Source organism: Acetobacter sp. AAB5 (assembly GCF_050106715.1).
Classification (GTDB): Bacteria; Pseudomonadota; Alphaproteobacteria; order Acetobacterales; family Acetobacteraceae; genus Acetobacter; species Acetobacter oryzifermentans.
Window position 1 is genome coordinate 101,386 of the sequence record NZ_JBNIEW010000010.1, and the last position, 22,660, is coordinate 124,045.

The window sequence follows — 22,660 nt, forward strand, 5'->3', positions numbered from 1 at the left end:
ACAGTCCAGACCACGAACGTTGCATGGTATAGATGCGACGGCAGTGAAAACTGAAGTGGTATGAATCCTGGGGCCGTGGGTTCGAATCCCGCCGCGGACACCATTGCGGGTTTTTTAGCATTTGAGATAAGTTGTGAGACAAAAAAACCCGCCTGATGAGGGCGGGTTTATCGTGTCCGATCGAGGACTTATATTTGGTTGCGGGGGCCTGCTTCCCCTGCTGTCATAAGCCGACTTTCCTTTTTGCCGCTGACGTCATTTGCAACGTCGAGAATACCCATCAGTTCGCCGCGTAATGTAATATGAACTTCTCCCCGCTTCTCGCCTGGGGTAAAAATAATCCCTCCGATAAGGGAGCGTAAAGCTTCGGTTGCTTCCTTGCCGCCATCCGGGTCGTCCAGCGCCTCGGTAAACCGCTCCACGTTCCGCCGATAGTGACCGGCGATATCCGGATGTACAACGGGAACATCAGGCGGGGCTTCACTCAGGCGAGCCACTATGTCCGCCTTCTGCACCTCGAGGCTGACCAGTCGTGCCTTCATCGAAGACTGATACATCCCGTCCTCAATTGCCGCCATAATTCCGGCAATGCCTCGCTCGACCTTCCCGAGCGCCTTACGATCAGCAGCACTCTGCACATGCCATGTCTGGTTAAGACGCTTCACTTCCTTTGCAAAAGCCTGAACGGCCTCGGCAACCACCTCGGAAGACACCAATCTCTCTCTTAGCCCAACGAGAACCCGAGCCTCGGCTTTCTCACGCATGAGCGTCCGGTTATTAGCGCAGGTGCCACGGCGAGAGTGGTTCAAACATCCAAACCGTCCATTTACGATGATCCCAATCTTTCCACCGCAACACCCGCATGAGAGCAGCCCTGACAGGAGCGACATAGGCCTATTTGCCAGGTGCAACCGCCGTGCTCGACCTTCCCGCGTATTCGCAGGGCATGGACCGACTTTGGCAGCAATCTCCTTCTGGCGCGCCCGCACGGATTGCCACAGATCGTCAGGGACTATCCTGAGTTCCGGCACTTCGGTCCTGATCCACAGATGTTCTGGATTGGGCCTGGAAACGCGTTTTTCGGTAATCGGATCCTTGATGAAACGTTGCCGATTCCATACCAGTATTCCGGCATATAATTCGTTATTCAGGATCCCGGTTCCACGCGACACATGACCCCGGATGGTCGTGTCACTCCAGGCACGGCCCATCGGACCCGGAACCCCCTCCCCATTTAATCCCACGGCAATAGATCTGGGGCTTTGCCCGGCGGCGAAAGCTCGAAAAATACGACAAACGACTTCAGATTCCTCAGTTATAATTTCCCGTTCACCCCGGACTGGCTCGCAGTTAGCATCGAGCTTTTTTACTGCCCGATAGCCGTAACACAGACCTCCTCCAGACTTGCCCTTAATCACCCGGCCCAAAAGTCCACGGTGCGTGTTCCTGGCAATAGTTTTGATGTACATAGCGTTCATCGTGCCCTTGAGACCAACATGGAGTTCGTTGATCTCGCCTTCGGCCAAAGTGATGATGGCGATGCCTGCGAAGGAAAGACGCTTAAATAGCGTCGCAACGTCCGCCTGATCACGCGAAATACGATCCAGCGCCTCAGCCATTACAACATCGAACACTCCTGCCTGGGCATCGCGCAGGAGAGCCTGAATGCCAGGCCGTAAGGCCATTCCCGAACCAGAAATAGCAGCATCATGATAACTACCGACCACCGTCCACTTCTCACGCATCGCGTGTTCCTCGCATAGCCGGAACTGATCTTCGATTGAACTCGCACTCTGTTTGTCGGTAGAGTATCGAGCGTAATGAACTACGCGTGTCATTTTAGTAGTCTCCTTCCTGCGTTTCCTTCATTTTCTTTGGGTCGTCAGACGAAGCGCAGTTGTCGTTAGCCGCCTGATAAGAGGCGAAATACTCCCGTGCCATTCTCCGACCGATAAGACTGGCAACTGCATAGACCGCTGCTTGAGCGGCTTTTTCGACACCTTCTGGTGTCAGATTGTCATTTGCGGATATCAGATCCGGTGTGGGATTTTCATGAGTCTGCGTCACTGTTTTTCCCCTGCGAAAAGCGTGACATCACTATTGCACACCAGCCTGTGGCAGCCTCAAAAGGGCACGCTACCTCAATTTCATATGCCACGAAAAAGTGACCGAAAATTCTTAATATTTTTTGTCTTTCTTTTCAGCATATTGCACGTTTTCCGCGACTATCAGGCGTTATGAAACACCTCATAGAAAAATCGAAATTTAGGACAAACTCCGAACCTCCAAAGAAACGGACCAGCCGTCATGGGCTGCCCCGTGTCACTGGATAAGCGCTAGTCGCTAATGTCTCTTTAATTTCTTTCGGCAATTCATTCTTAAACAGGAATGAATTATGCATTTTTTGCCCGCTCAATAGTCCGACGAACCCGCTCTGTCTGTGCGGACACGTCGCAGACCTCGTCGATATGGATCACCTCTACAGGTGCAACACCCATGTAGCGCATCAGACGTTCCTCAATGCCTACCCGGAATTTCTCAGCATTTTCAGAGACCGACTGCCCGGCACTCGTAACGGTCCCGGCAACCTCAATGTAGACTGTGGGGTGTCCTTTGAAATACAGACCGAAATCCGCAAATCCTCTGTTTCCCAATTCTCGAATGGGTGGCTGAACCATAATATTGAGGCCGCTCTCCTGTGCTTGCAGCAGGCGCCGATAAACAGCCAGTTCCACAATGGAGCCGATCCGGTAGTTATTGACGCGAACCTGCTCCTGCCAGGCAGGGATATCCCGGTGATACACTGCCACACGCTGGCGAAAGGCGCGCCATAAGGCCTTGTCGCGGTTATATCGGGCAACCAGTTCGTGGCCTCCATCACAGAATTCCAGCATCTGCGGCGTCGGCGTCACCAGCAGATCATGAGAAAGTTGCGCGTAACGCTCAATGTCGTTCGGGCGGAAAAAACCAGTGAACATCCAGGCTGGAAGAGCATTATTGAAACGATCATTGTTCGGTAAAGAGGGTGTCATTTGAAGTATCCGTAAGGTGGACGCACGTTCCCCTTTGTTCATTGAGCATTCTGAGAACATGCGTGTATTATGGAAAGGGAAAGTTAAGCTGTAGCGGCTTACTGCTCATTCGCAGCATGAGTTGCAGTCATCGCGGGAAAAGGCATCCCCACCCAGCACCCTGTTGGCAACCAGACTGACCTTCCGGCCAACCATACGCGTCAGAATGACGACGCCCTCCAGGACACTGTCATCCACGTTGCCCGCAAGCGCCTCACTGACAGCAAAATCAAGCAGCCTGTGCAGGGCGACAATTTGCATGAGGTCCACCTCGGTGGCGGACGAAATCGTAGTGCGATCAGACATTGTTTTCTCTCGTTTAAGTTGTGAAGGAACGAGACGCCCCACCCCAATCCTCACTCCCCTACGATACAGGGAACAAAATCCTCTGGGGAATTTAGGGTCATGCGCCTCACAACGCCCAGCTCGAAAAAATGACACCGTCACACCCCGTCATCAGGGCGCACCGCAGGTGCAAGAGACCTGAAAGCAGAGAAAAAGAGCGGCTCTGGTTTTTGCTTCGCAAAAATACCGCGATAGAGAAGAAAAAAACGCAGCGATTTCATATGCATACGGAGTGTGCATATGAAATTGAGGTAGCGTGCCCTCACACACCAAAAAGCCGGGACACACCGGAAAAAGGAAAAATAGCTGTTTTCTGCCGTTTTCCAGGCCTCATGACATCAATGACGCCTTGCGTGACAGCTGTCATGGCCCCGTCATGACGGCTGCAATGACAGCTCCTGACAGTGTCACCGAACGCATGACACCATTTGAGGTGGCGTCATGACGCCGTCATCCCGGCAGCTCAGGGAGCACCAAAGGTGCGATAGAAATGACACCCGTGTGACACCGTCATGACAGCAAGATCACCCCATAAAGACAAAATTTACTGGAGCGTTTTTCTGCACGAAAGCCAATGGTAGAATCCTGTTGACGATGCCATCCCGATCGCCTACCACAATAACATGAAACCAAATGGCGCACAGAAAATGGATCTGTTGGCAGTCGCCAGCATCACGGCGGGGCACCCGTTCAGAGGACGGATTGACCCGACCGATGGGGCTGAAACAGCTGTCGTGCAGATGCGGGACACCTCACCTTCTGGCGTGGACTGGACGTCCTGCGTGCGCACCGAAGTGGCCGGACGGCGTGAGCCAGACTGGCTGCGTCCGGGAGATATTCTCTTCCCTGCCCGTGGCAATGTGTCACTGGCGGTTCTGATCGATGAAAGCATCGGCAGCCTTCAGGCTGTCGCCGCTCCGCACTTCTTTTTGCTGCGTGTGTCGCGCTCGGATGTGCTGCCAGCCTATCTGGCGTGGTGGCTCAATCAGGAACCGGCGCAGCGGCATCTGGAACAGAACGCCCAGAGCTCCACCCTTGTGCGCAACATCGCCCGGCCGGTGCTGGAGGCCACGCCCGTTCTGCTGCCTCCTTTGCCTCGACAGGAACAGATTGTCGGTCTGTCCAACGCCATGCAGCGCGAGGAAGACCTTCTTCGCCGCCTGCGCCAGACAAACCAGCAGATCATGACCGGCCTTGCCAGAGACCTTCTGGCGGGCTGACACTCCTCTTACGTTTTGAAACAGGATTTGAGTTCGTGACCGAGCAGATTTCACAGGACACCATCAACAAGGCGCTGTGGAGCGCCTGCGATACCTTTCGCGGCACCGTCAGCCCTGACACCTACCGTGACTACGTGCTGACCATGCTGTTCCTGAAATACATCTCCGATGTGTGGCAGGACCATTATGACAGCTACAAAAAAGAATACGGCGACAACCCCGCCCTGATCGAAGCCATGATGGCGCAGGAACGCTTTGTTCTGCCCAAGGGCTCGGATTTCTATACGCTCTATAAAGAGCGCAACGCCCCCGGAAACGGCGAGCGGATTGATAAAGCCCTGCACGCCATTGAAGAAGCCAACGGCACCAAACTAAAGGACGCGGGCAAGAGCGTCTTCCAGGACATTAGCTTCAATTCTGACAAACTGGGCGATGAAAAGCAGAAGAACACCATCCTGCGGCATCTGCTGGAAGACTTCCACAAGCCGGACCTGAACCTGCGCCCTTCCCGCGTAGGCAATCTGGACGTGATCGGCAATGGCTATGAGTTCCTGATCAAGAACTTCGCCGCCAGTGGTGGGCAGAAAGCTGGGGAGTTCTACACCCCGCCGGAAGTCAGTGAACTGCTGGCCCGCATTCTGAACCCGCAACCGGGTGAGAGTATCTGTGACCCGGCCTGCGGCTCGGCCTCCCTGCTCATGAAGTGCGGTCGGCAGGTGACGCAGAACCACAAGGGCAGCAGGGATTACGCCCTGTATGGGCAGGAAGCCATCGGCTCCACATGGTCCTTCGCCAAGATGAACATGTTCCTGCATGGCGAGGACAATCATCGCATTGAATGGGGCGACACCATCCGCAACCCCAAGCTGCTGGATGACAAGAACCACCTGATGCGATTTGACGTGGTGACGGCCAACCCGCCCTTCAGTCTCGACAAATGGGGGCATGAAGACGCAGCGGAAGACGTGCACCATCGCTTTGCCCGTGGCGTGCCGCCCAAGACCAAAGGCGATTACGCCTTTATCCTGCACATGCTTGCCACCCTGAAAGACCGCACGGGCCGCATGGGTGTGGTGGTGCCGCATGGCGTGCTGTTCCGGGGGAGTTCGGAAGGCAAGATCCGCCAGAAGCTGATTGAGGAAAACCTGCTGGATGCCGTGATCGGCCTGCCGGAAAAGCTGTTCTTCGGCACAGGAATTCCAGCCGCCATCCTGATCTTCCGCAAGGACCGCAAGACAAAGGATGTGCTGTTCATTGACGCCAGCCGCGAGTTCAAAGCAGGCAAGAACCAGAACGTGCTGACTGAAGAGAACATCACGAAGATCGTGGACACCTACCGTGCCCGCAAGGAAGTGGACAAATACGCCCACCTCGCCACGCCGGACGAGATCAGGGAGAACGACTACAACCTGAACATTCCGCGTTATGTCGATACATTTGACGAAGAAGAGGAAATCGACCTGAACGCCGTGCGAGCTGAACGGGCGGAGATCAAGGCGGAACTGGCCACGCTGGAAGCCCGGATGGACGGTTATCTGAAGGAGCTGGGTTATGCTTCCTGAGGGCTGGGAACGTAAAACAGTTGACGATATTTTTGATGTTCAGCTTGGAAAAATGCTCAATAAAGAAGCTAAAGAGAAGCACCCTCAATACAATTACCTAGGAAATTCTAATGTTTTATGGGGAAGTTTCTCCATGAATAAATTAAACGAAATGTATTTTTCAGAAAAAGAGAAAATTAAATTTCATTTGAAACATGGTGATATTTTAATGTGCGAAGGAGGAGAGGTCGGTCGTTGCGCTATTTGGACAATGGAACATTCTGAAATTTTCTTTCAAAAAGCTATTCACCGGCTACGTTCCAAAGGAAGCGTCTGCCCCACTTTTTTCCAGAATTTCATGCAATCTATTTCTGGAACGAAATTACTGGATGACTATACTACCAAAACAAGTATAGCGCATTTAACACGTGAAAAATTACTCGCCATTCCGGTCCCTCTCCCCCCTCTTCCCGAACAGAAGAAGATCGCGGCGATCCTCTCGACGTGGGATCGTGCGATTGAGGGGACTGAGAAGCTTCTGGCTAACAGCCAGCAGCAGAAAAAAGCCCTCATGCAGCAACTCCTCACAGGCAAAAAACGCCTGCCGGGGTTCACGGGGGAGTGGTTTCATTTACCATTTAAAAAAGTGGCCGAACTTATTTACGGCAAAGCACTTCCTGAAAAATCATCGGCACACACTACGGTCTATCCTGTATATGGAACTGGCGGAATTATTTCTTACAGTGATGAATATCTTTTCGAAGGGCCATCTATTATCATAGGTCGAAAGGGAACCATTGATACGCCGCGCTACGTAAACACTCCATTCTGGTGTATAGATACAACTTTTTACTGCAAATCAATACACGATAATGATGTGAAATTTCTATATTACTCTACATGTTTTGTGAAACTGAGAAGGTATGTAGAAGCATCGGGAGTGCCGAGCCTGTCTCGCGATACAATATATTCAATTCCGTTAATGCTTCCTCCTTCTCTCTCCGAACAAAAAGCCATCGCAGCTGTCCTCACCACAGCGGACGAAGAAATCACCACCATTGAATCCGACCTCACCCGCCTGCGTCAGGAAAAGAAAGCCCTGATGCAGCAACTTCTCACCGGCAAGCGCCGCGTGACGGTCGATTAAGTCATTTCAATTCGCAGGATATTTGAAAACTATGCCCCCCGCCCCGAAATTTCAGGAAGAATACAGCGCCAAACTGCCCGCACTGGCCCTGCTCAGCACACTCGGCTGGCGGTTTCTGCCCCCATCCGAAGCGCTGGCCTTGCGGGGCGGCAAGCAGAGTGCCGTGGTGCTGGACACCCTCCTGCGGGCGGAACTGAAAAAGCGCCGCTTTACGTTTGAAGGACAGGAACACAGTCTGTCCGATCAGGCCATTGAACGGCTTGTCTCTCACGTCACGCACCCGGACTTCGTCTCCGGCCTGCGGGACGCCAATGAAAAGATGACAACGCATCTGCTGTTCGGCATCGCCATTACCGAGTTCATTAACGGGCGCAAGGCCAACCCGACCATCGCCCTCATCGACTGGCAGAACCCGGCCAATAACAGCTTTACCTTTACCGAAGAGTTCAGCGTCCTGCGCACGGATCTGACACAGACGCGCAGACCGGATATCGTGTGTTTCGTCAACGGGATTCCGCTGGCCGTGATCGAGGCCAAGCGCCCCGATGGCCAGCCGGGCAAAGGCCCGACGGTGGAGGCCGGAATTTCCCAGAGCATCCGCAATCAGAACAAGGATGAAATCCCCCAGCTTTTTGCCTACAGCCAGCTTCTGCTCTCCATCACCGGGCATGACGGGCGCTATGGCACCTGCGGCACGCCCAAAAAGTTCTGGGCAAGCTGGAAGGAAGAGGACATTCCCGAAAGCCGCATGGAAACCCTCAAGAACACACCGCTTTCTGCGACCCAGAAAGGCTCGCTGTTCGCCGAACGGAAACCGTCTGACCGGGCATGGTTCGAGGACTGGGCGTCCCGCCCTCTCGCCGTCACGGATCAGGACCGGCTGCTGATCGGACTGCTCTCCCCCGAGCACCTGCTGGACATGGCGCGGTTCTTCACGCTGGTCGACCGAAAGGCAGGCAAGATCGTCGCGCGCTATCAGCAGGTTTTCGGCATCAAGCGCCTTCTGGAACGTATCAAATCCCGCCGCAGCGATGGCGGGCGCGAGGGCGGCGTGGTCTGGCACACCACGGGTTCGGGCAAGTCGTTTACGATGGTGTTCCTCAGCCGGGCGCTCATTCTGGATGACGATCTCAAACAGTGCCGCATTCTGGTGGTGACAGACCGCAAGGATCTGGAGCGCCAGTTGAGCGCGACCTTCTCCACCGGCGGCGAACTGGCGGACAAGAAGGATAAGGAAGAGGCACTGGCCACATCCGGTCGCCGTCTGGCACAGCAGATCGGGCACGGGCAGGAGCGCATCATCTTCTCGCTCATCAACAAGTTCCACACAGCGACCACCCTGCCCGAATGCCATAATGACAGTGGGGATATCATCGTGCTGGTGGATGAAGGGCATCGCAGTCAGGGCGGGGAGAACCATGCCCGCATGAAGCACGCGCTTCCCAACGCAGCCTTCATCGCCTTTACCGGCACGCCCCTGCTCAAGGGCAGCGAGACCACCAGCCGGTTCGGCAAGATCATTCACTCCTACACGATGCAGCAGGCTGTCTCGGACGGTACGGTGACGCCACTCCTCTACGAAGAGCGCAAGCCCGATCTGGATGTGAATGACCGCGCCATTGATGCCTGGTTCGAACGTATCACGCAGGGGCTGACCGAAGAGCAGGTCACGGACCTCAAGAAGCGCTTTGCCCGCGCCAATCAGGTTTACAAGGCGGATGACCGCATCCGGCTGATCGCCATGGATCTGGCGACGCATTTTGACAGCAATATCGACAACGGCCTCAAGGGTATGCTGGCCTGTGACAGCAAGCTGTCCGCCATCCGCTACAAGCAGTATCTGGATGAGGTCGGTCTGTTCGAGAGCGCCATCGTCATGAGCCCGCCTGATACGCGGGAAGGCCATACGGAAGTGGATGAGCGCAGGCAGCCGGAAATTCAGGACTGGTGGAAGGAGAATGTCGGCAGTCAGAACGAAGAGGATTACACACGCGGCGTTATTGAGCGCTTTGAGAAAGACCCGGACCTCAGGCTGATCATCGTAGTCGACAAGCTGCTGACCGGCTTTGATGAACCGAAGAATGCGGTGCTCTATATCGATAAGCCTCTCAAGCAGCACAATCTGTTGCAGGCCATTGCCCGCGTAAACCGCCTGCATGACCAGAAGAAGCATGGGCTGCTGATTGATTATCGCGGTATTCTGGCGGAACTGGACACCACGCTGGCCAAATACGATGAACTGGCGGCTGAGAATGTCGGCGGATATGACCCAAAAGATATTGCCGGGCTGTATAGCCAGATGAGCACGGAATACCGCGAACTCCCCGCTCTGCACAAAGCACTCTGGGCCATTTTTGAGGGCGTGAAGAACAGGAGCGACCTCCAGCAGCTTCGCGCCGTGCTGATGCCGCGCATGGTGGAGGAGCACGGCCAGATGGTGGACGTGAACCTCAAGCGTCGGGATGACTTCTATGAAGCGCTGACGAAGTTTGCCGCCTGCCTGAAAGTGGCGCTGCAATCTGTGGCCTTCTTTGAAGACACCAGCTTTACGGAAAAAGACCGCGCCACCTACAAGGAGACGCTGAAGCAGATGACCAGCCTGCGCCAGATGGTCATGCAGGATACCGGTGAAACCGTGGACTTCGACCAGTATGCCGAGCAGGTGAAGAAGCTGCTGGACCGGCACGTGGCGGGTGTGAAAGTCCATGAGTCCGAAGGGCTCTATGCCGTCGGCAAGATGGGCCAGAAACCCGAAGACAATGAGCCCGAAAACTGGAGCGAGGAGAAAACCCGCAACGAGACGGACCTGATCCGCACCCGTGTGACGAAAATGATCGACCACGAGATGCAGGATGACCCGTATGCGAAGGAAGCCTTCTCGGCGTTGTTGCGGAAGGTGATTGAAGAGGCAGAAAGCCTGTTCGATCATCCCCTCAAGCAGTTCATGCTGTTCCAGGAGTTTGAGGAACAGGTGGCCCAGCGCAAACTCAACAATATTCCGTCTGTTTTTGACGGGCATCGCCATGCGCAGGCCTATTATAGCGTGTTCCTGAAAACACTGGCGGCCATCTTCAACCATAAGCAGACGGACGAAGAAAAACAGTACTGGATTGATCTGGCGTTCGAGATCGACAGCATTGTGGACAAGGCTGTGCGGGAGAATTCTCTTAGTCGCCCGGATATGGAAAAGGCGGTCAGGAAAGAACTGCTGCCACTCCTGTTCGGCACCGGCCAGAAAGCTGGCTTTGGCGTGGACAAGGCGCAGGAGATCATCGAGCAGGTCATCCAGATCATGCGGGCTGGTCCTGCTGATACTTTACGCGGCTGAACAATGGGCGATGACCGGACACACCGCTTTCTGACCTATGGGAGTGAGCAGATCCGCGTGAACCTGATCCCCCGAGCGGGCCCCGGCACAACCCTGAGGATCAAGGTGCATCCGGATCTGCGTGTGGAGGTTTCTATACCAGATGGGACGACAGAAGCTAATCTGGAGAAAGCGTTACACCAGAAAACCCGCTGGATCTGGCAGAAGCTGCGGGACTTCCGGGCGGTGCAGGAACATGCCACGCCGCGTGCCTATGTCAGCGGGGAAAGTCATTTCTATCTGGGGCGGCGGCATCTGCTGAAGGTGTATCATCAGCCCGATGCGCCAGAGACCGTGCGGATGCTGCGGGGGCGGCTGGAGGTGTCCGTGCAGGAACGACAGGCGCTGCGGGTTCAGAAGCTGCTGGAACTCTGGTATTTTACGCGGGCACAGGAGGTGTTTAGGAACCGTCTGAACGCTCTCCTCCCCACAACACTGTGGGTGACAACGCCCCCTGCCCTGAAACTTCAGGTGATGCAGACCCAGTGGGGCAACTGCTCACCGGGGGGCACCATCACACTGAACCCTCATCTGGTCAAAGCCCCGCGTGACTGCATTGATTACGTGATTCTGCATGAGCTTTGCCACCTGAAAGAGCATAACCACGGACCTGCTTTCTGGGGACTTCTGGAACGTGTCATGCCTGACTGGGAGCGGCATAAGGCTCGACTGGACGGGATGTCAGAACTGGTCCTTTCTTGCTGATGTGGCAGCTATGGGGGGAGAGCAGACAGTCTGCTCATGGGCTGTGGAGTTGAGAAAACGGCTGTTCCCGAGGTCGTCATGTTTCGATTGCGAAGCGCCCTCATTTGGTCATGGCTAGGCACTTGCCTTTATCTTGAAAGAGCACATTTTACCGAGATCTGGTGTGTCTTGCAACTAACGCCACCAGTGATCCGACGCTGCTGGCTATAGCCTCACTTCTATTTTTTGTATTACGTTGGTAAAACTTTCAAACCCTTCTGGAACGAGAGTCATTGCCAAAGCCCACGTTAAAGACGGTAGCATCGAAACCGCCGCGCGAAACCGCCGGCCCATCCGCGTTCAGAGCCTTTGACTTTCAGGTGAACGTGTCGATAGCGCTGGTTCTCGACATCTTCAAGCAAGGCAAGGAATTCGTCGCCCTGTTCGATCATCACGACGATCTCGTCGTTTTCGTTGGAGAAGGTGAGAACTCAGAGCTTTCATTCTATCAAGTGAAATCGAGCAGCGAACTGACTTGGACCGCCAAGAGGCTCGCTAGGCGAAGCCCGAAGGGTGAACTGCCGAAATCCATCATTGGCAAGGCGTACTATAATATTGCACAGTTCGGCCCAGAAATTCGCCGAGCATCAATATTGTCGAACCGACCGCTGAACGCAACCTTGGCTACGGCCACCCAATCTGGTCTCCACGATGGCGAGCTTTCGATCGCCGATCTCTGCTCCGCTGATCAGAAAGCACTAATGAAGGCGCTAGAGGAGGATTTCCCTACCGGTTTCGACAAGAGGCACGCGACGCTTCTGACTTTCGAGCGTGTTCCATTCGATCTGGAAAGCTATCGCGCCACGGTGCTTGGCAGGATCGTAACGATGTTAGAAGAACTCGATCCGGATTTTGTAGCCGTCTCCAGCCCTTTCTATACGACTCTCCTTGCTGCCGCGGGTGAGTGTACCGGCAACAAGACCAAGTCGGCGACTGTCGAAGAATTGCGTAAGCGTGTTGCTTTGGACCGCGAAGCGATCAACCGCCTGATCTTACGGGTTCAGAGCAGGCGGAAAAATCTAGTCGAGTGGTGGTCTAGCGTGAAAGACGAATTCGCTGCCGATGGAATGAAAGCGATACAAATCCAGCGTATTAAGAACATGTGCATAGCGTATGTTGATGCCCGTCGCGTTGGAATCAGGGCGGCCACCAATCTGAGCGATGCGATCCGCGGCGCAATCGACAAGACCGCAGTGAGCACGATGGAGAGCGTAAAGGAGGCGGCCGTAGCCTTGAAAGCCCACGGCCTCGTTGAGCCCACATCAGAGCCCTACGATCTCCAGTCCGCGATGATTGTCGAGTTGATGGAAGCCATGACATGACAGACGACAACACGATGAGACTGCGGCGTGTCCTTCGAAAACTCAGTGAGAGTAGCAATGCCAACGGTAAAATTCAAAAATCTCTACCTGTTGTCGCAAGTCGAAAAGAGAGCGTTGCACGTACCATTGCGTTCACAAAAACTGTTGATTCAAGGCGCAAACGGCTTTGGAAAGTCAGTTATAATGAAGAGCTTGTACGAGACTCTAGGAGCGACGCCGAACAAGATTGACGACCGCTGGAAGAAAGCCAACGTATCGAGTTGCCTCGAATTTGAGTTCGCGGGTGCGATCTGGTTTTCGGTAAAGGCCCACGGAGTGCTTTCGCTCTTCGATGACAAGGGCAACAGACAGTTCTGGGGGCTGCGACTGGTCAAGGATTGGGGGCCAAAGCTTGCCGAGTTCTTCGGCTTCAAGCTGGAGATGGTGGACAAGGATGGGGAAACATTAACGCCGCCGCCCGCGTATCTGTTCGCACCGTTCTACATTGATCAAGATGGAAGCTGGGACAATACTTGGGTCTCCTTCCGCCAGGACTTCTACCTGCCAGAGAGTGCGCGCACGCTTGCGGATTATCATTCAGGCATACGGCCGGATGGCTACTATGCCGCCAAGGCCGAACTTACGAAGGAGAAGATCGTCCTTTCCAGCTTGGAGACTGCCGTCGACACGCTTCGCCAGGCGATGACCCAGATTGAAGAGATCGAAGGCACGACCCCAATCTACGACTTGCAGGAATTTACCAGCGAGTGCGATGATCTTGTTGCGGAAAGCGAGCGTCTTCTTGTGCTGCAGGCGAGACATCGTCGGACGATGTCCGACCTTCATGAGGAATCTCATCTTGTCAGGGCCGAAGCGGCTCTCCTCAGGAATACTCTGAACGAAATGCGAGGTGAGTTCGACCTCGCGTCCTCGTTACCACATCAGGTTGAGTGTCCCACCTGCGGGCACGAGTACCAGAACTCCCTTGCCGAAAGGTTCGCCTTGATCGAGGACGAAGGCGTCTTATCGAAGGCGCTGACCGAGGCAAAGTATAAACTGGGAAGACTTGCCGAAAAGGAACTGGCCGAGCGAGGAAAGCTTGACGTGATCAGTGCAAGCCTGACGCGCATCCAAAAGATTCTCGGAACGGAAAAACAGTCGCTGTCCCTCAACGACGTGCTCGTCGCGGCCGGCAAAACCGAAGCCGCCAAGCTTCTCCGGGTATCGCTGAACGAGAAGATTGTGGCGGCGGACGGTTCCAGAAATAAAACCGAGCTTCTGCGTGCTTCGATGAATAAGTTCACCGAAAGAACGCGCACCTCGGAGATCATGAAATTTTATCGCACCCGACTGTCGATGTATTCACAGGAACTGGACGTCCATCTCGACGCGCCGGAAAAGCAGTCAATCGTTTCCATCAACGTTGCGCGAGGAAGCGAGGGGCCGCGGGCTTTATTGGCTTACTATTATGCGTTTCTTTACACGAAGATTAAATTCACGACGAGCGTCAGATTCCCTGTCGTGATCGACTCCCCGAACCAGCAAGGCCAGGACAAGGTTCACCTTCCTCAGATGTTGAAGTTCATTTTCGATCACGTTCCCGACGACGTGCAGACCATCGTTGCTACCGAGGACGCTTCAGGGCTTAAATTCGAAGGGGTCGCCATCGCCACTTATGGCGAAGCCAAGCGCCAAATTCTTCGTGAAAACGAATTTGATCGGGTTAAGAACATCTTCGACCCATTCTTCCAAAAGATACTGGCTGCGGAATAACGCAATTACGTTCCAATTACGCGCGTCTATAAATAGATTCAGGAGCTATCTAGAGTAGCTTTCGCAATTTTCTCGCTCACCACCATCTGCAGGGAGCGACCGTTTTGTCGTCTGTTGATAGATGCGACAAACTGGACAGTCGATCGAGAAAATATGTCCGCTAACGGTGCAGCGTCGACTGCGATTGAACGTCCAGTTTGACGGCGAAAGCCGACAGCTAAGTGACCGATAGTAGCCTTCCTGAGTAGCGTAAAAAGATGGAAACACTATACGAGTCATTATTGGTAAATTACTCTAATGCAATGAGTATAATTGACATTGGCGTGTCACTGATCCCCGATAGGAAAGAAAAAATGTTGAAGGGTTTCCGTATGAAGACAGCTTTGGAGGTGCTGATAAATTTCATTGACATGGATATTCCCTATGCCTCGCGATAGGTTGGTGAAGTTCGACAGCGTCGGAATGTACAACCCCAGAAGCTGGATTGAGGAGGGGGACGGTTTGCTCGTCTCTGCCCGATCATTACGAGCAACTTGGTTGATGAAGTGCCGGTCTTATAGCACTAGCAGCTTTCAGGGGTTAATTGCCCGACGATGCATCAACGAGATAGCCGGCCAGCCACGCGCCTCCATGCTACTCCTAGCGTATGCAGCTGAGATGTATCTCAAGGCAGGCGTCGTAAAGGTCTTTTCTAATTGTCGTGAGGAGCCTGTTGGCAGATGGCTAAGCAGAAAAATTAGTCATAATTATAAATTCGCTGCCAAGTTTGTCGAACTTGAATTGTCGGAAAGAGATTGCGAACTCCTCAGATTTCTCACCGACTTGGTAACCAAGATGCGATATCCTGTCGTGCCAAAGACTATAGACGACAAGCGCAGGTTTCCTTTTGATACGGATCACACTGCTCAGATCAATGAACGCAACAGTCGCATATGGAACCACGCCTACTTTCGGGAATTGTGTTCTCTTGTCAAACGGATATCTGCACACGTTCAACGTATCGATCAGGATATGAATAATCCAGCCCATTTTCGCAGAGGCTGGGTCGGTGAGGATGGCTACTGGGTGTTCCGGCTAGGCGGTAATTTGAGTCCACGCGTTACGTATCGACTCTGCCCTAAAACGCCCACTATCAATGGCGACTCTGTTCGTAAATACATTGAGGATGATCTCTTATTCAGTCACTATACTACGTGGGAAAAATGCAAAATTCTTGTGGATGACGATGATTCGACAGGAAAGGGATTTAGTGCAGAACCACCCGATGAAATTATTTGTCGTAAATGACAGCTATTTTAGCCACGCCTACCGCAAGCCACGGTGGCACAAACGGCCGATCTTGACCATGCCATTCGTCGTTGATGTGGCAGACAGCGACATTGGTGGCGCGAATATTTCGCCTTTATCAGCTTGCTTGTTTTGTCCAACTCAGGGAGTGGTTCGCTTTACATGGATGCCAAGTAACTCGAGCGCGTCCCTTATATCGCCAAAAATGGACGATGGAACATAGAACCATTAATGTCCGCTGTGCGGTAAACATTGTAGCGGTTAGAACGACCGACATGACGGCGAAAGCAGCCTGTCTGCTTGTCACGCGCTAAGCGGACTTACCGGTTTCGCCCTCATGACGGACGTTCGGTCAGGCGTCCTGTCTCTCCAAAACCGGACGTAGGGTTTAGCAGTATATTCGAATAAGTTAAGTCCAACACCTTACTAGAAGCTTGTAACAGAGTTGTCTTTTTTAGGGATCTATTCTAGGATCGGATGAAATGTATTTTTTTGTTTATTGTTATATAATAATATAGTTATATTAAATATATAAATAAAATAGAGAAAATAAAAATGGTTATTAATAGAAAATTAATCAGTATTTATCACGATCTCAGAATTTAGGTTGAATGTATGTCTGCGAAAACTCTTGTTCATATGCGGATTTCCTATCCACAATTATGTGAACCCCTTCGTGATACTGCTTGGTATGATATGACTAGCGGTATCCGTGTTCGATTATCGGACCCGTTATTGCTTGATGATGGGACGGTGGAGTTGAATGCGTTATTCCCAATGCGTGGCAATGCTCTGCTTGACCATATCGAGACGCTGCTAAGATGTCGTTTTCATGGGAGAGGCGGAAAGACTTATTTTAGGCTGGCAGAACCTAAAAACCACATCATCTCAGCTGAGTCATTTATCGAAGCCACTCTGGGGTCTGCACAGAGGATAGACACTGCTCTGCGTCGATTGTCAGAGCCCATGACTGGCGTCCCATGGACGGTTCAAGGGGCGGAAGATCTTCTCGAAATTATTGATGCTGTCAGGGACGGAAAAATGGACCACTCGGAGTTTTCTGCCCGTATGGCTCAAGCAGATTATGCGGTCGGCACTCCCGGCTATCATCAGCTTTTCGCGCGCAATGCCCATATCCTAGTTGAACATACTAGAACTGCTCTTATTAGAGCTTTCGAGTGCGGCAATCGCATGATGGAGCAGGTTCGTCTGTTAATAGAGAACAAGGAAAAACGATATTTTGGTGAGCTCGTTGCAGGCAATGAGATTAACCATGCTTCGCCTACTGCGGAGAGACTGCATGCAGCATTCATAGATGGTATCAGTGCCGTAGCAACAGCTCTCGACCTATTGTACCGATTATTTGTCTTCTTAGTTCGCGAGCCTTTTGGACATGCAGAAATGCCAGGGAGACTATATTTTCCCTACAATGAGTCTGGTAAAGTTTACGCGCCCTTCCCCAAGGGAGCCAAGCCGCTATTGACTGATTTGGGAGCAATGGATCTGCCTTACGCTATCCCGAACATTGTGCCAGGGAGCTTTTTGGCGCTGCGCGGTTTTCGAAACGATCTGACCCATAACATGACTTCGGGCCATATCCAGCCAATTTGTTGGATAGGTTGCGGAACCGGTCAGGTGAACGGTACCCCGATCCGTTACGTTCTTGCGAATGCTCCGGACATCGACCAAGAAGGCAAACCGCTCAAACACGCCTTTATGGAGCGTTTCTTCTCTCAGCAACGAGATGCGGCAATTATTTATCGAGAATTAATGGAGGAACTGGCTCTTACTGCAGACCACACGTTGCAGTGGCTGGCAAACCGTTTGGAACAACGTATTCTTCATGATGTAAGGGCAACTGCCGAACCATAGATCGGGCCGTAGGTTGATTAAAGTTTTTATTACCAGAAAAGGCTTCGACTTAAGGGTTTTTAGAGGCCAGATGCTATCGCTTATGTTAATCAGAAGTTTTTTCGTTTGGTGTCTATTTAATATTGTAACCTAAATAAATTATTATTGTGTTTTAAGCGGATAATTTCGGTGGTAAAAATAAGAGTATATAATTCATGTTTCAGGATTTCAATAAAGTGAGTATATTTAGGAATAGACGTGTAGTTGTTCTAGACACGAGCCCCGTTAGGAATTTAGCATATTCCAATAAAATTCCTGAGTGGGTAAAGATATTTTCAAAAATGAAGAAAGCTGGATATTTATTTACTTTATCTGAATGTACTTTTGGTGAGTTGCTTAAGCAAAAAAATATAGGGGCAATGTCTGATAAAGAATTCCGAAATATTATTGGGCGATTAAAAATGTTTCTGAGCATGACATTACCTGTCATGCCGGGTGAAGTAGATGTGCTTCGCCTTATAAGATCTGAACCTCATTATAATTTTCATGATAACGACATAAAAGCCATTTCGAAAAAAGCATTTCGGATGCTTGTTGATCAGAAAATAAATTATACGGAAATATTAATTGAAGAAATAGAAAGAGAAAGATCTGAATGGAGAAATTTAATTTCTAATCTGGATCAAATTCATTCTCAAGATAGTGAAGAGTTTAATGAGATTTCTGACTATCGTCTTGATATGTACATAAAGGGCCATGATCGAGATAGAGTTATGGATCCTCTTCTATCCAGACGTCTTGATTTGCGGACTCGTTATATCTGGCGGCAATATGTAAGAAGTAAGAAAAAGAACGAACCGTACAACGTCAACGCCCCGAAAAAGGCCAATGACGGAATAGACTTAAGAATATATACGTATTTAGCTCTGCCCGCTCTTATCGTTGCAGAAGACAAGGGTTTCTTTGGTAGTATTGAAAATATTCCATCATTTCAGAAATCTTGGATCATGAAGCCTGATGACTTAGCAAAATCTTGGGCTAACAGAACGCTCAAATTCCCTGAATGGTAGCAATCACGAATGACGGGTTTTTAAAACTTACTGTCAGACAGCGGGCACTCTTCCTCCCTGAACCGCCTGTCTGCTCAGTAATATGGACCCAGACAGGCAGCAGTCGCCCTCTTTCCAGACGATTAGAGTTTCAGAGGCAGTTCCAAAAGCAGCCCTTCCTGCCTCAAAGAACTAAATTTTCACTCCTAAAAATCTTAAAATTTTACAAAAATATTTTTTTATATACTTTTCTACATTGCTGGGAACATAAGCAATTTGTGGAACATTCAATGATGAATTTATTTTTTCTTTAATATATACAGATTTTTTCTGTAGAGACCCTAATTTTTGGATTTTTTCGTTCTTTAGTTTGACTGCTTCGTTTTGCCCCCATGGGGTAGATGTGGAAGGCTGACTTTTCTTAGACACCTCATTGTACGAATTGACCAAATCGTAAAAATTTGTAATATCTTCTCCGGTGATTTCTGGAAATAAAAATACCGCTTTTTGAAAATCTTGTTTGATATTACACAATTCTCTGTGTATTAAAAAGGGATTTAGCCAAGATAAACCCTCTATTATATCAAAATATCTTACTATTTTCTCGTTAACATCCCATCTCTTGTCAAATAAATCTAAATTATATTTATTTGTTGCAATCTCTCTTTGTGATCTGGCAACAAAATAAGCAAGCGTTGCTATTGTTCCAGTAACCGACGCTGTAATTATACCAGGTAAAAATGTCTTTGCTAATCCCCAAAAAAAACCAAGAGCTTGCCACGCAAAACTATGTTCTGGCTGTAGAGGGTTAATAATATAACAAAAATTTCTAGATTCCATGGATATGATCACATTTCTATTGATTCAATTAGAATATTTAGGGAGTGGGGTAAAATACGCATTGTGACTACGCATGACCTCACGAGATGACAGTTTCGGCATAAGATCTTTTTAAGACCTACTTTCCGTTTACCCTGTCTTTCGCCAACGTCATGGTTGGAACGGAAGAGCGCTGCTCGCAGCACTCTTTCTTCGATCTACTTCTGCCTGTGCTGCTGCAATATTGGCGTTGCATCTGTCAAGATTGATCCGGCAGTTAACCGGCATGAAAGCGTCTTTGCGCGACATAAGTTTGCCCCTATCCGCGTTGAAGATTTGTAGTTCACCATTCATCAAATAGTCCCGAAAGAACCGTAGGATTTCGCGTTGGTATTCGGCTGCCCGAATGGAATTATCATCGTGACAGAAAATTCCATTTTCGATAGAAAAATGTAGTCGCTCAGCAGAAAAATCTAGCTGAAAGCGAATTTCTGCAAGCCCGTCTTGTGATCTGTAACTCAGATTAATTCGAGCACTATCCACTACAAGCGCTGCAAGCACCATATTTTCGAACGGGAGATATTCCCGACGCTGGCGTAATCGAATATTAATTGTAGGCACGTCAGCATGTTTGCCATCGACAGGGCTCACCCCCTTTAGAAGTCGTTTAATATGATCTTCACCAAATACCTCTTTCCACCCTCTCAGTTCATAAAGGTGCAACGCATACTCGGTCGAGCGGGTAAGAATTCCGAATCTCTCTTCTACGGCGCGCTCAGCTAACTGCCTCACCAAAGGTAATTCACGATATAAACGACGTTCATCGCGAGGATCATCCGGGTTGATAATTGGCTTTCCTGCCGCATGGGCTATCGCGCAACGTCCTGACTCGAACAGATGCTTACAAATTTCATCAGCGTTATTGCTAGATATGCTATTGAAAGCTTCTTTACTGTCCGTTCCATTGAGCGTGGGTAGGGTGGCCACCATCCACGCAATTCGGGCTTTCGGATTGGGATAAGAAACCTCAAGCACACGCCAAAAGGAGAGAAAGGCGTAACCGTGATGATTGAGGCTTCTTGCTTCGCGCATGAGGGCTAATGCAATGCGTGGCTCCTCATCTTCCGGGCAGATGATCTCGGTTAAGTCGAATTGCTCGCAGATTACAAAACCAGACTTCTTATTCAGGCCCACCATATAAGGCGAGCTGCCGCCCGAGCGATATGCGACCGTAATCCCGCTATTTTCACGCCATGATAAGACGCTTAAGAAGCGATACATGAGGAGTTCTGCATCCTCATTCGATATGCCCCCGGATAGTTTCATGGCTATCCCACCATGCTCTTCGAGCGTTATTGGGATGATCCAAATTTCATATCCTGCAAACTCAAACCGCTGCGGATTTACTGGCCATTGGCAAGAAGTCTCAATATTCAGGCAAACCCAACTCCCTTTGTGCTTAAGTTCTGGAGCAGTCTCGAATTTCTTTTCCCTCGATTGGATCTTGATCAGAAAAGGCATTCCTGCTTCATCGCGCATAACCATGAAAACTTTTGACCACGGATTAGCTGCAATAACAATATCAAAGTGTTATGTTGTTGACGCGTGCCAAACATTTAATTTTACCGCAGCAACGTTGCCCTGCGCTAGATCATCCAGGTTAGATCACTACAGCGCGCATACTTTAGGTAACTGCTCACGTGGTTGGCAGAATCGGGGGTAAATCAGGCATCGCACTGTCCATGCTCCGATGATAACATATTGATAAGACAAAATTCACGATCGTTGTGACTTCGCGATAAAGTCTCATTTCTGCCAACCACGTGAGCAGTCACTACTTTCGGCAATCACGAACTTGTAAATGTCAGTTTTCTGGTCGCCATGCCCAATAGCCGACCTTCCACTATCCCCCCCATAAGCGCCCTTCCCCGCTGAATATTTTCACGAAGAAGGGCGATATCTTCCTCAAGCGTTCTTAACCCAGAACCTCGTTTTTGCAGTTCTCCGCAAGGTCCATCCTGCCTGCCGCATGGCTTGAGTGAGTGCCCGTTGATGGATCGTGGATAATGGCCATTGATAATGGAGTAGACCTTCGACGACCAACCGTGAGGTGATGTGGCCTGTCTGAGAGGCAGCCCAGATTTCGAGCACTTCGGGCATCCGGGCGTCCAGTCGCTCCTCGAATGTGGGGAGTGGCGTAGAAGGAGGAGGTGCCTGCTCCTGCTCTTCCGGTAAAGGATAAAACTCCTCTGCGATGATCGAGATACGCTCATCGGGAGTCTCAGGCATTTTGCGCAGCGTTCCGAAGAGATGCTCGGCCAGAAATTCAGCGTGCTCTCTCAAGGTCAATTCTGCTTCCGGGTCAGCAACCGCCCCGGTCTCGATTTCTTCCCACGCTTTGCCCAACCCGATGGGTTCCCAATATGAGCGGGAGTAATGCTCCGCCAGATTCTCCTGGGTAACCGCCGTCCACCGGCCTTGTATCACGTTGAAAATTTCAATGCGTTCGGGAAGGCATTTCCGTCTCCGGCTATCCCTTAGCCATTCCCTGCGCTTTGCTTCACTATGAACTGGAACATCACCGCGTTGCTGCGGATCATAAAGCTGGCTGTTGGCCTTAGCTCGAACATCCTTCCAGATGTCGCCCGGATCACCGAAACCCCGAACAGACAGCGGGCAGAGCTCCAGAATATTTTCTGGCCCAGCCATACACCATTTCCACGTTATGATGTTCCATACCAGAAGGCGGTCAGTCTCCGGCTCATATCTGGTATTGCGTGCCAACCAGCCTCTCTGGTTTGGCCCCGATAGCATTCTCACTGCGTCATCGCGCATGATATGATTATCCTCGTTGATTTCCAAATTTCGTTCTGAACGGATCGGAGAAACCAGTTGAGGCGGCCCTGTTGGCCATGGCGTGGCGCGGACGCGCGTAATTGCCCGGCCCTCTTTCGAAGGTCGAGACGCGTGCAACTGTCTGATAAGCCAGTATTTCATGGCGATCAGACGTCGATTTGTAGGGATTTATGATAGAAGTGGTTGCGGGGGCAGGATTTGAACCTGCGGCCTTCAGGTTATGAGCCTGACGAGCTACCGGGCTGCTCCACCCCGCGGTTGTGATTGTGTTGAAATTTGTGGGGTATTG

Annotated in this window: 16 protein-coding genes and 1 tRNA gene; 9 read left to right on the forward strand and 8 right to left on the reverse strand. The window is 51.1% G+C overall.

What is annotated here, in order from left to right:
* Positions 1 to 188 precede the first annotated feature (188 nt).
* From ACP7IZ_RS10470 to ACP7IZ_RS10485, 4 genes are all read right to left on the reverse strand, one after another.
* Positions 189 to 1,838 (reverse strand): recombinase family protein, encoded by a 1,650-nt coding sequence (locus ACP7IZ_RS10470; RefSeq protein ID WP_426849070.1) that lies wholly within the window; start codon positions 1,836 to 1,838, stop codon positions 189 to 191.
* A 1-nt stretch (position 1,839) separates the two neighbouring features.
* Positions 1,840 to 2,067: a hypothetical protein gene (locus ACP7IZ_RS10475; RefSeq protein WP_426849071.1), complete on the reverse strand. Its 228-nt coding sequence runs from the start codon at positions 2,065 to 2,067 to the stop codon at positions 1,840 to 1,842.
* A gap of 326 nt (positions 2,068 to 2,393) precedes the next feature.
* Positions 2,394 to 3,032, reverse strand: a complete 639-nt coding sequence (locus tag ACP7IZ_RS10480) for a hypothetical protein (RefSeq protein WP_426849073.1) — start codon at positions 3,030 to 3,032, stop codon at positions 2,394 to 2,396.
* Between the two features lie 105 nt (positions 3,033 to 3,137).
* A complete protein-coding gene (locus tag ACP7IZ_RS10485) occupies positions 3,138 to 3,377 on the reverse strand; it encodes a hypothetical protein (protein WP_426849074.1) in 240 nt (79 codons plus the stop codon).
* A gap of 662 nt (positions 3,378 to 4,039) precedes the next feature.
* Between ACP7IZ_RS10485 and ACP7IZ_RS10490 the strand changes: the two genes are divergently transcribed.
* The 9 genes from ACP7IZ_RS10490 (at position 4,040) to ACP7IZ_RS10530 (ending at position 18,717) form a co-directional block, all read left to right on the forward strand.
* Entirely contained in the window at positions 4,040 to 4,636 is a 597-nt protein-coding gene (locus ACP7IZ_RS10490) for a restriction endonuclease subunit S (protein WP_426849075.1), read from the forward strand.
* Between the two features lie 35 nt (positions 4,637 to 4,671).
* A complete protein-coding gene (locus ACP7IZ_RS10495; protein ID WP_426849077.1) occupies positions 4,672 to 6,198 on the forward strand; it encodes a type I restriction-modification system subunit M in 1,527 nt (508 codons plus the stop codon).
* Positions 6,188 to 7,324 (forward strand): restriction endonuclease subunit S, encoded by a 1,137-nt coding sequence (locus tag ACP7IZ_RS10500; RefSeq protein WP_426849079.1) that lies wholly within the window; start codon positions 6,188 to 6,190, stop codon positions 7,322 to 7,324. Before ACP7IZ_RS10495 ends, ACP7IZ_RS10500 begins: the two co-directional genes overlap by 11 nt.
* 31 nt (positions 7,325 to 7,355) lie before the next feature.
* Positions 7,356 to 10,652, forward strand: a complete 3,297-nt coding sequence (locus ACP7IZ_RS10505) for a type I restriction endonuclease subunit R (RefSeq protein ID WP_426849080.1) — start codon at positions 7,356 to 7,358, stop codon at positions 10,650 to 10,652.
* A 3-nt stretch (positions 10,653 to 10,655) separates the two neighbouring features.
* Complete coding sequence (locus ACP7IZ_RS10510) at positions 10,656 to 11,396, forward strand: M48 family metallopeptidase (RefSeq protein ID WP_426849082.1); 741 nt, start codon at positions 10,656 to 10,658, stop codon at positions 11,394 to 11,396.
* A gap of 272 nt (positions 11,397 to 11,668) precedes the next feature.
* Positions 11,669 to 12,757: a dsDNA nuclease domain-containing protein gene (locus tag ACP7IZ_RS10515; protein WP_426849084.1), complete on the forward strand. Its 1,089-nt coding sequence runs from the start codon at positions 11,669 to 11,671 to the stop codon at positions 12,755 to 12,757.
* Positions 12,758 to 12,814: 57 nt separating this feature from the next.
* A complete protein-coding gene (locus ACP7IZ_RS10520; RefSeq protein ID WP_426849085.1) occupies positions 12,815 to 14,509 on the forward strand; it encodes a hypothetical protein in 1,695 nt (564 codons plus the stop codon).
* Positions 14,510 to 16,411: 1,902 nt separating this feature from the next.
* The gene (locus ACP7IZ_RS10525) at positions 16,412 to 17,668 is read left to right on the forward strand and encodes a hypothetical protein (protein ID WP_426849086.1); all 1,257 of its coding nucleotides are present in this window, start codon (positions 16,412 to 16,414) and stop codon (positions 17,666 to 17,668) included.
* A gap of 194 nt (positions 17,669 to 17,862) precedes the next feature.
* Positions 17,863 to 18,717, forward strand: a complete 855-nt coding sequence (locus tag ACP7IZ_RS10530) for a hypothetical protein (protein ID WP_426849088.1) — start codon at positions 17,863 to 17,865, stop codon at positions 18,715 to 18,717.
* A 171-nt stretch (positions 18,718 to 18,888) separates the two neighbouring features.
* Here the strand turns inward: ACP7IZ_RS10530 and ACP7IZ_RS10535 are convergent, their stop codons facing one another.
* The 4 genes from ACP7IZ_RS10535 to ACP7IZ_RS10550 form a co-directional block, all read right to left on the reverse strand.
* Positions 18,889 to 19,536: a hypothetical protein gene (locus ACP7IZ_RS10535; RefSeq protein ID WP_426849089.1), complete on the reverse strand. Its 648-nt coding sequence runs from the start codon at positions 19,534 to 19,536 to the stop codon at positions 18,889 to 18,891.
* A gap of 150 nt (positions 19,537 to 19,686) precedes the next feature.
* Positions 19,687 to 21,054, reverse strand: coding sequence for a methylamine utilization protein MauJ (mauJ, locus tag ACP7IZ_RS10540; RefSeq protein ID WP_426849090.1), 1,368 nt, complete (start codon positions 21,052 to 21,054; stop codon positions 19,687 to 19,689).
* A 426-nt stretch (positions 21,055 to 21,480) separates the two neighbouring features.
* Positions 21,481 to 22,224, reverse strand: a complete 744-nt coding sequence (locus ACP7IZ_RS10545) for a hypothetical protein (RefSeq protein WP_426849091.1) — start codon at positions 22,222 to 22,224, stop codon at positions 21,481 to 21,483.
* Positions 22,225 to 22,551: 327 nt separating this feature from the next.
* Positions 22,552 to 22,628: transfer RNA gene (locus ACP7IZ_RS10550), tRNA-Met, on the reverse strand.
* Between the last annotated feature and the right edge of the window lie 32 nt (positions 22,629 to 22,660).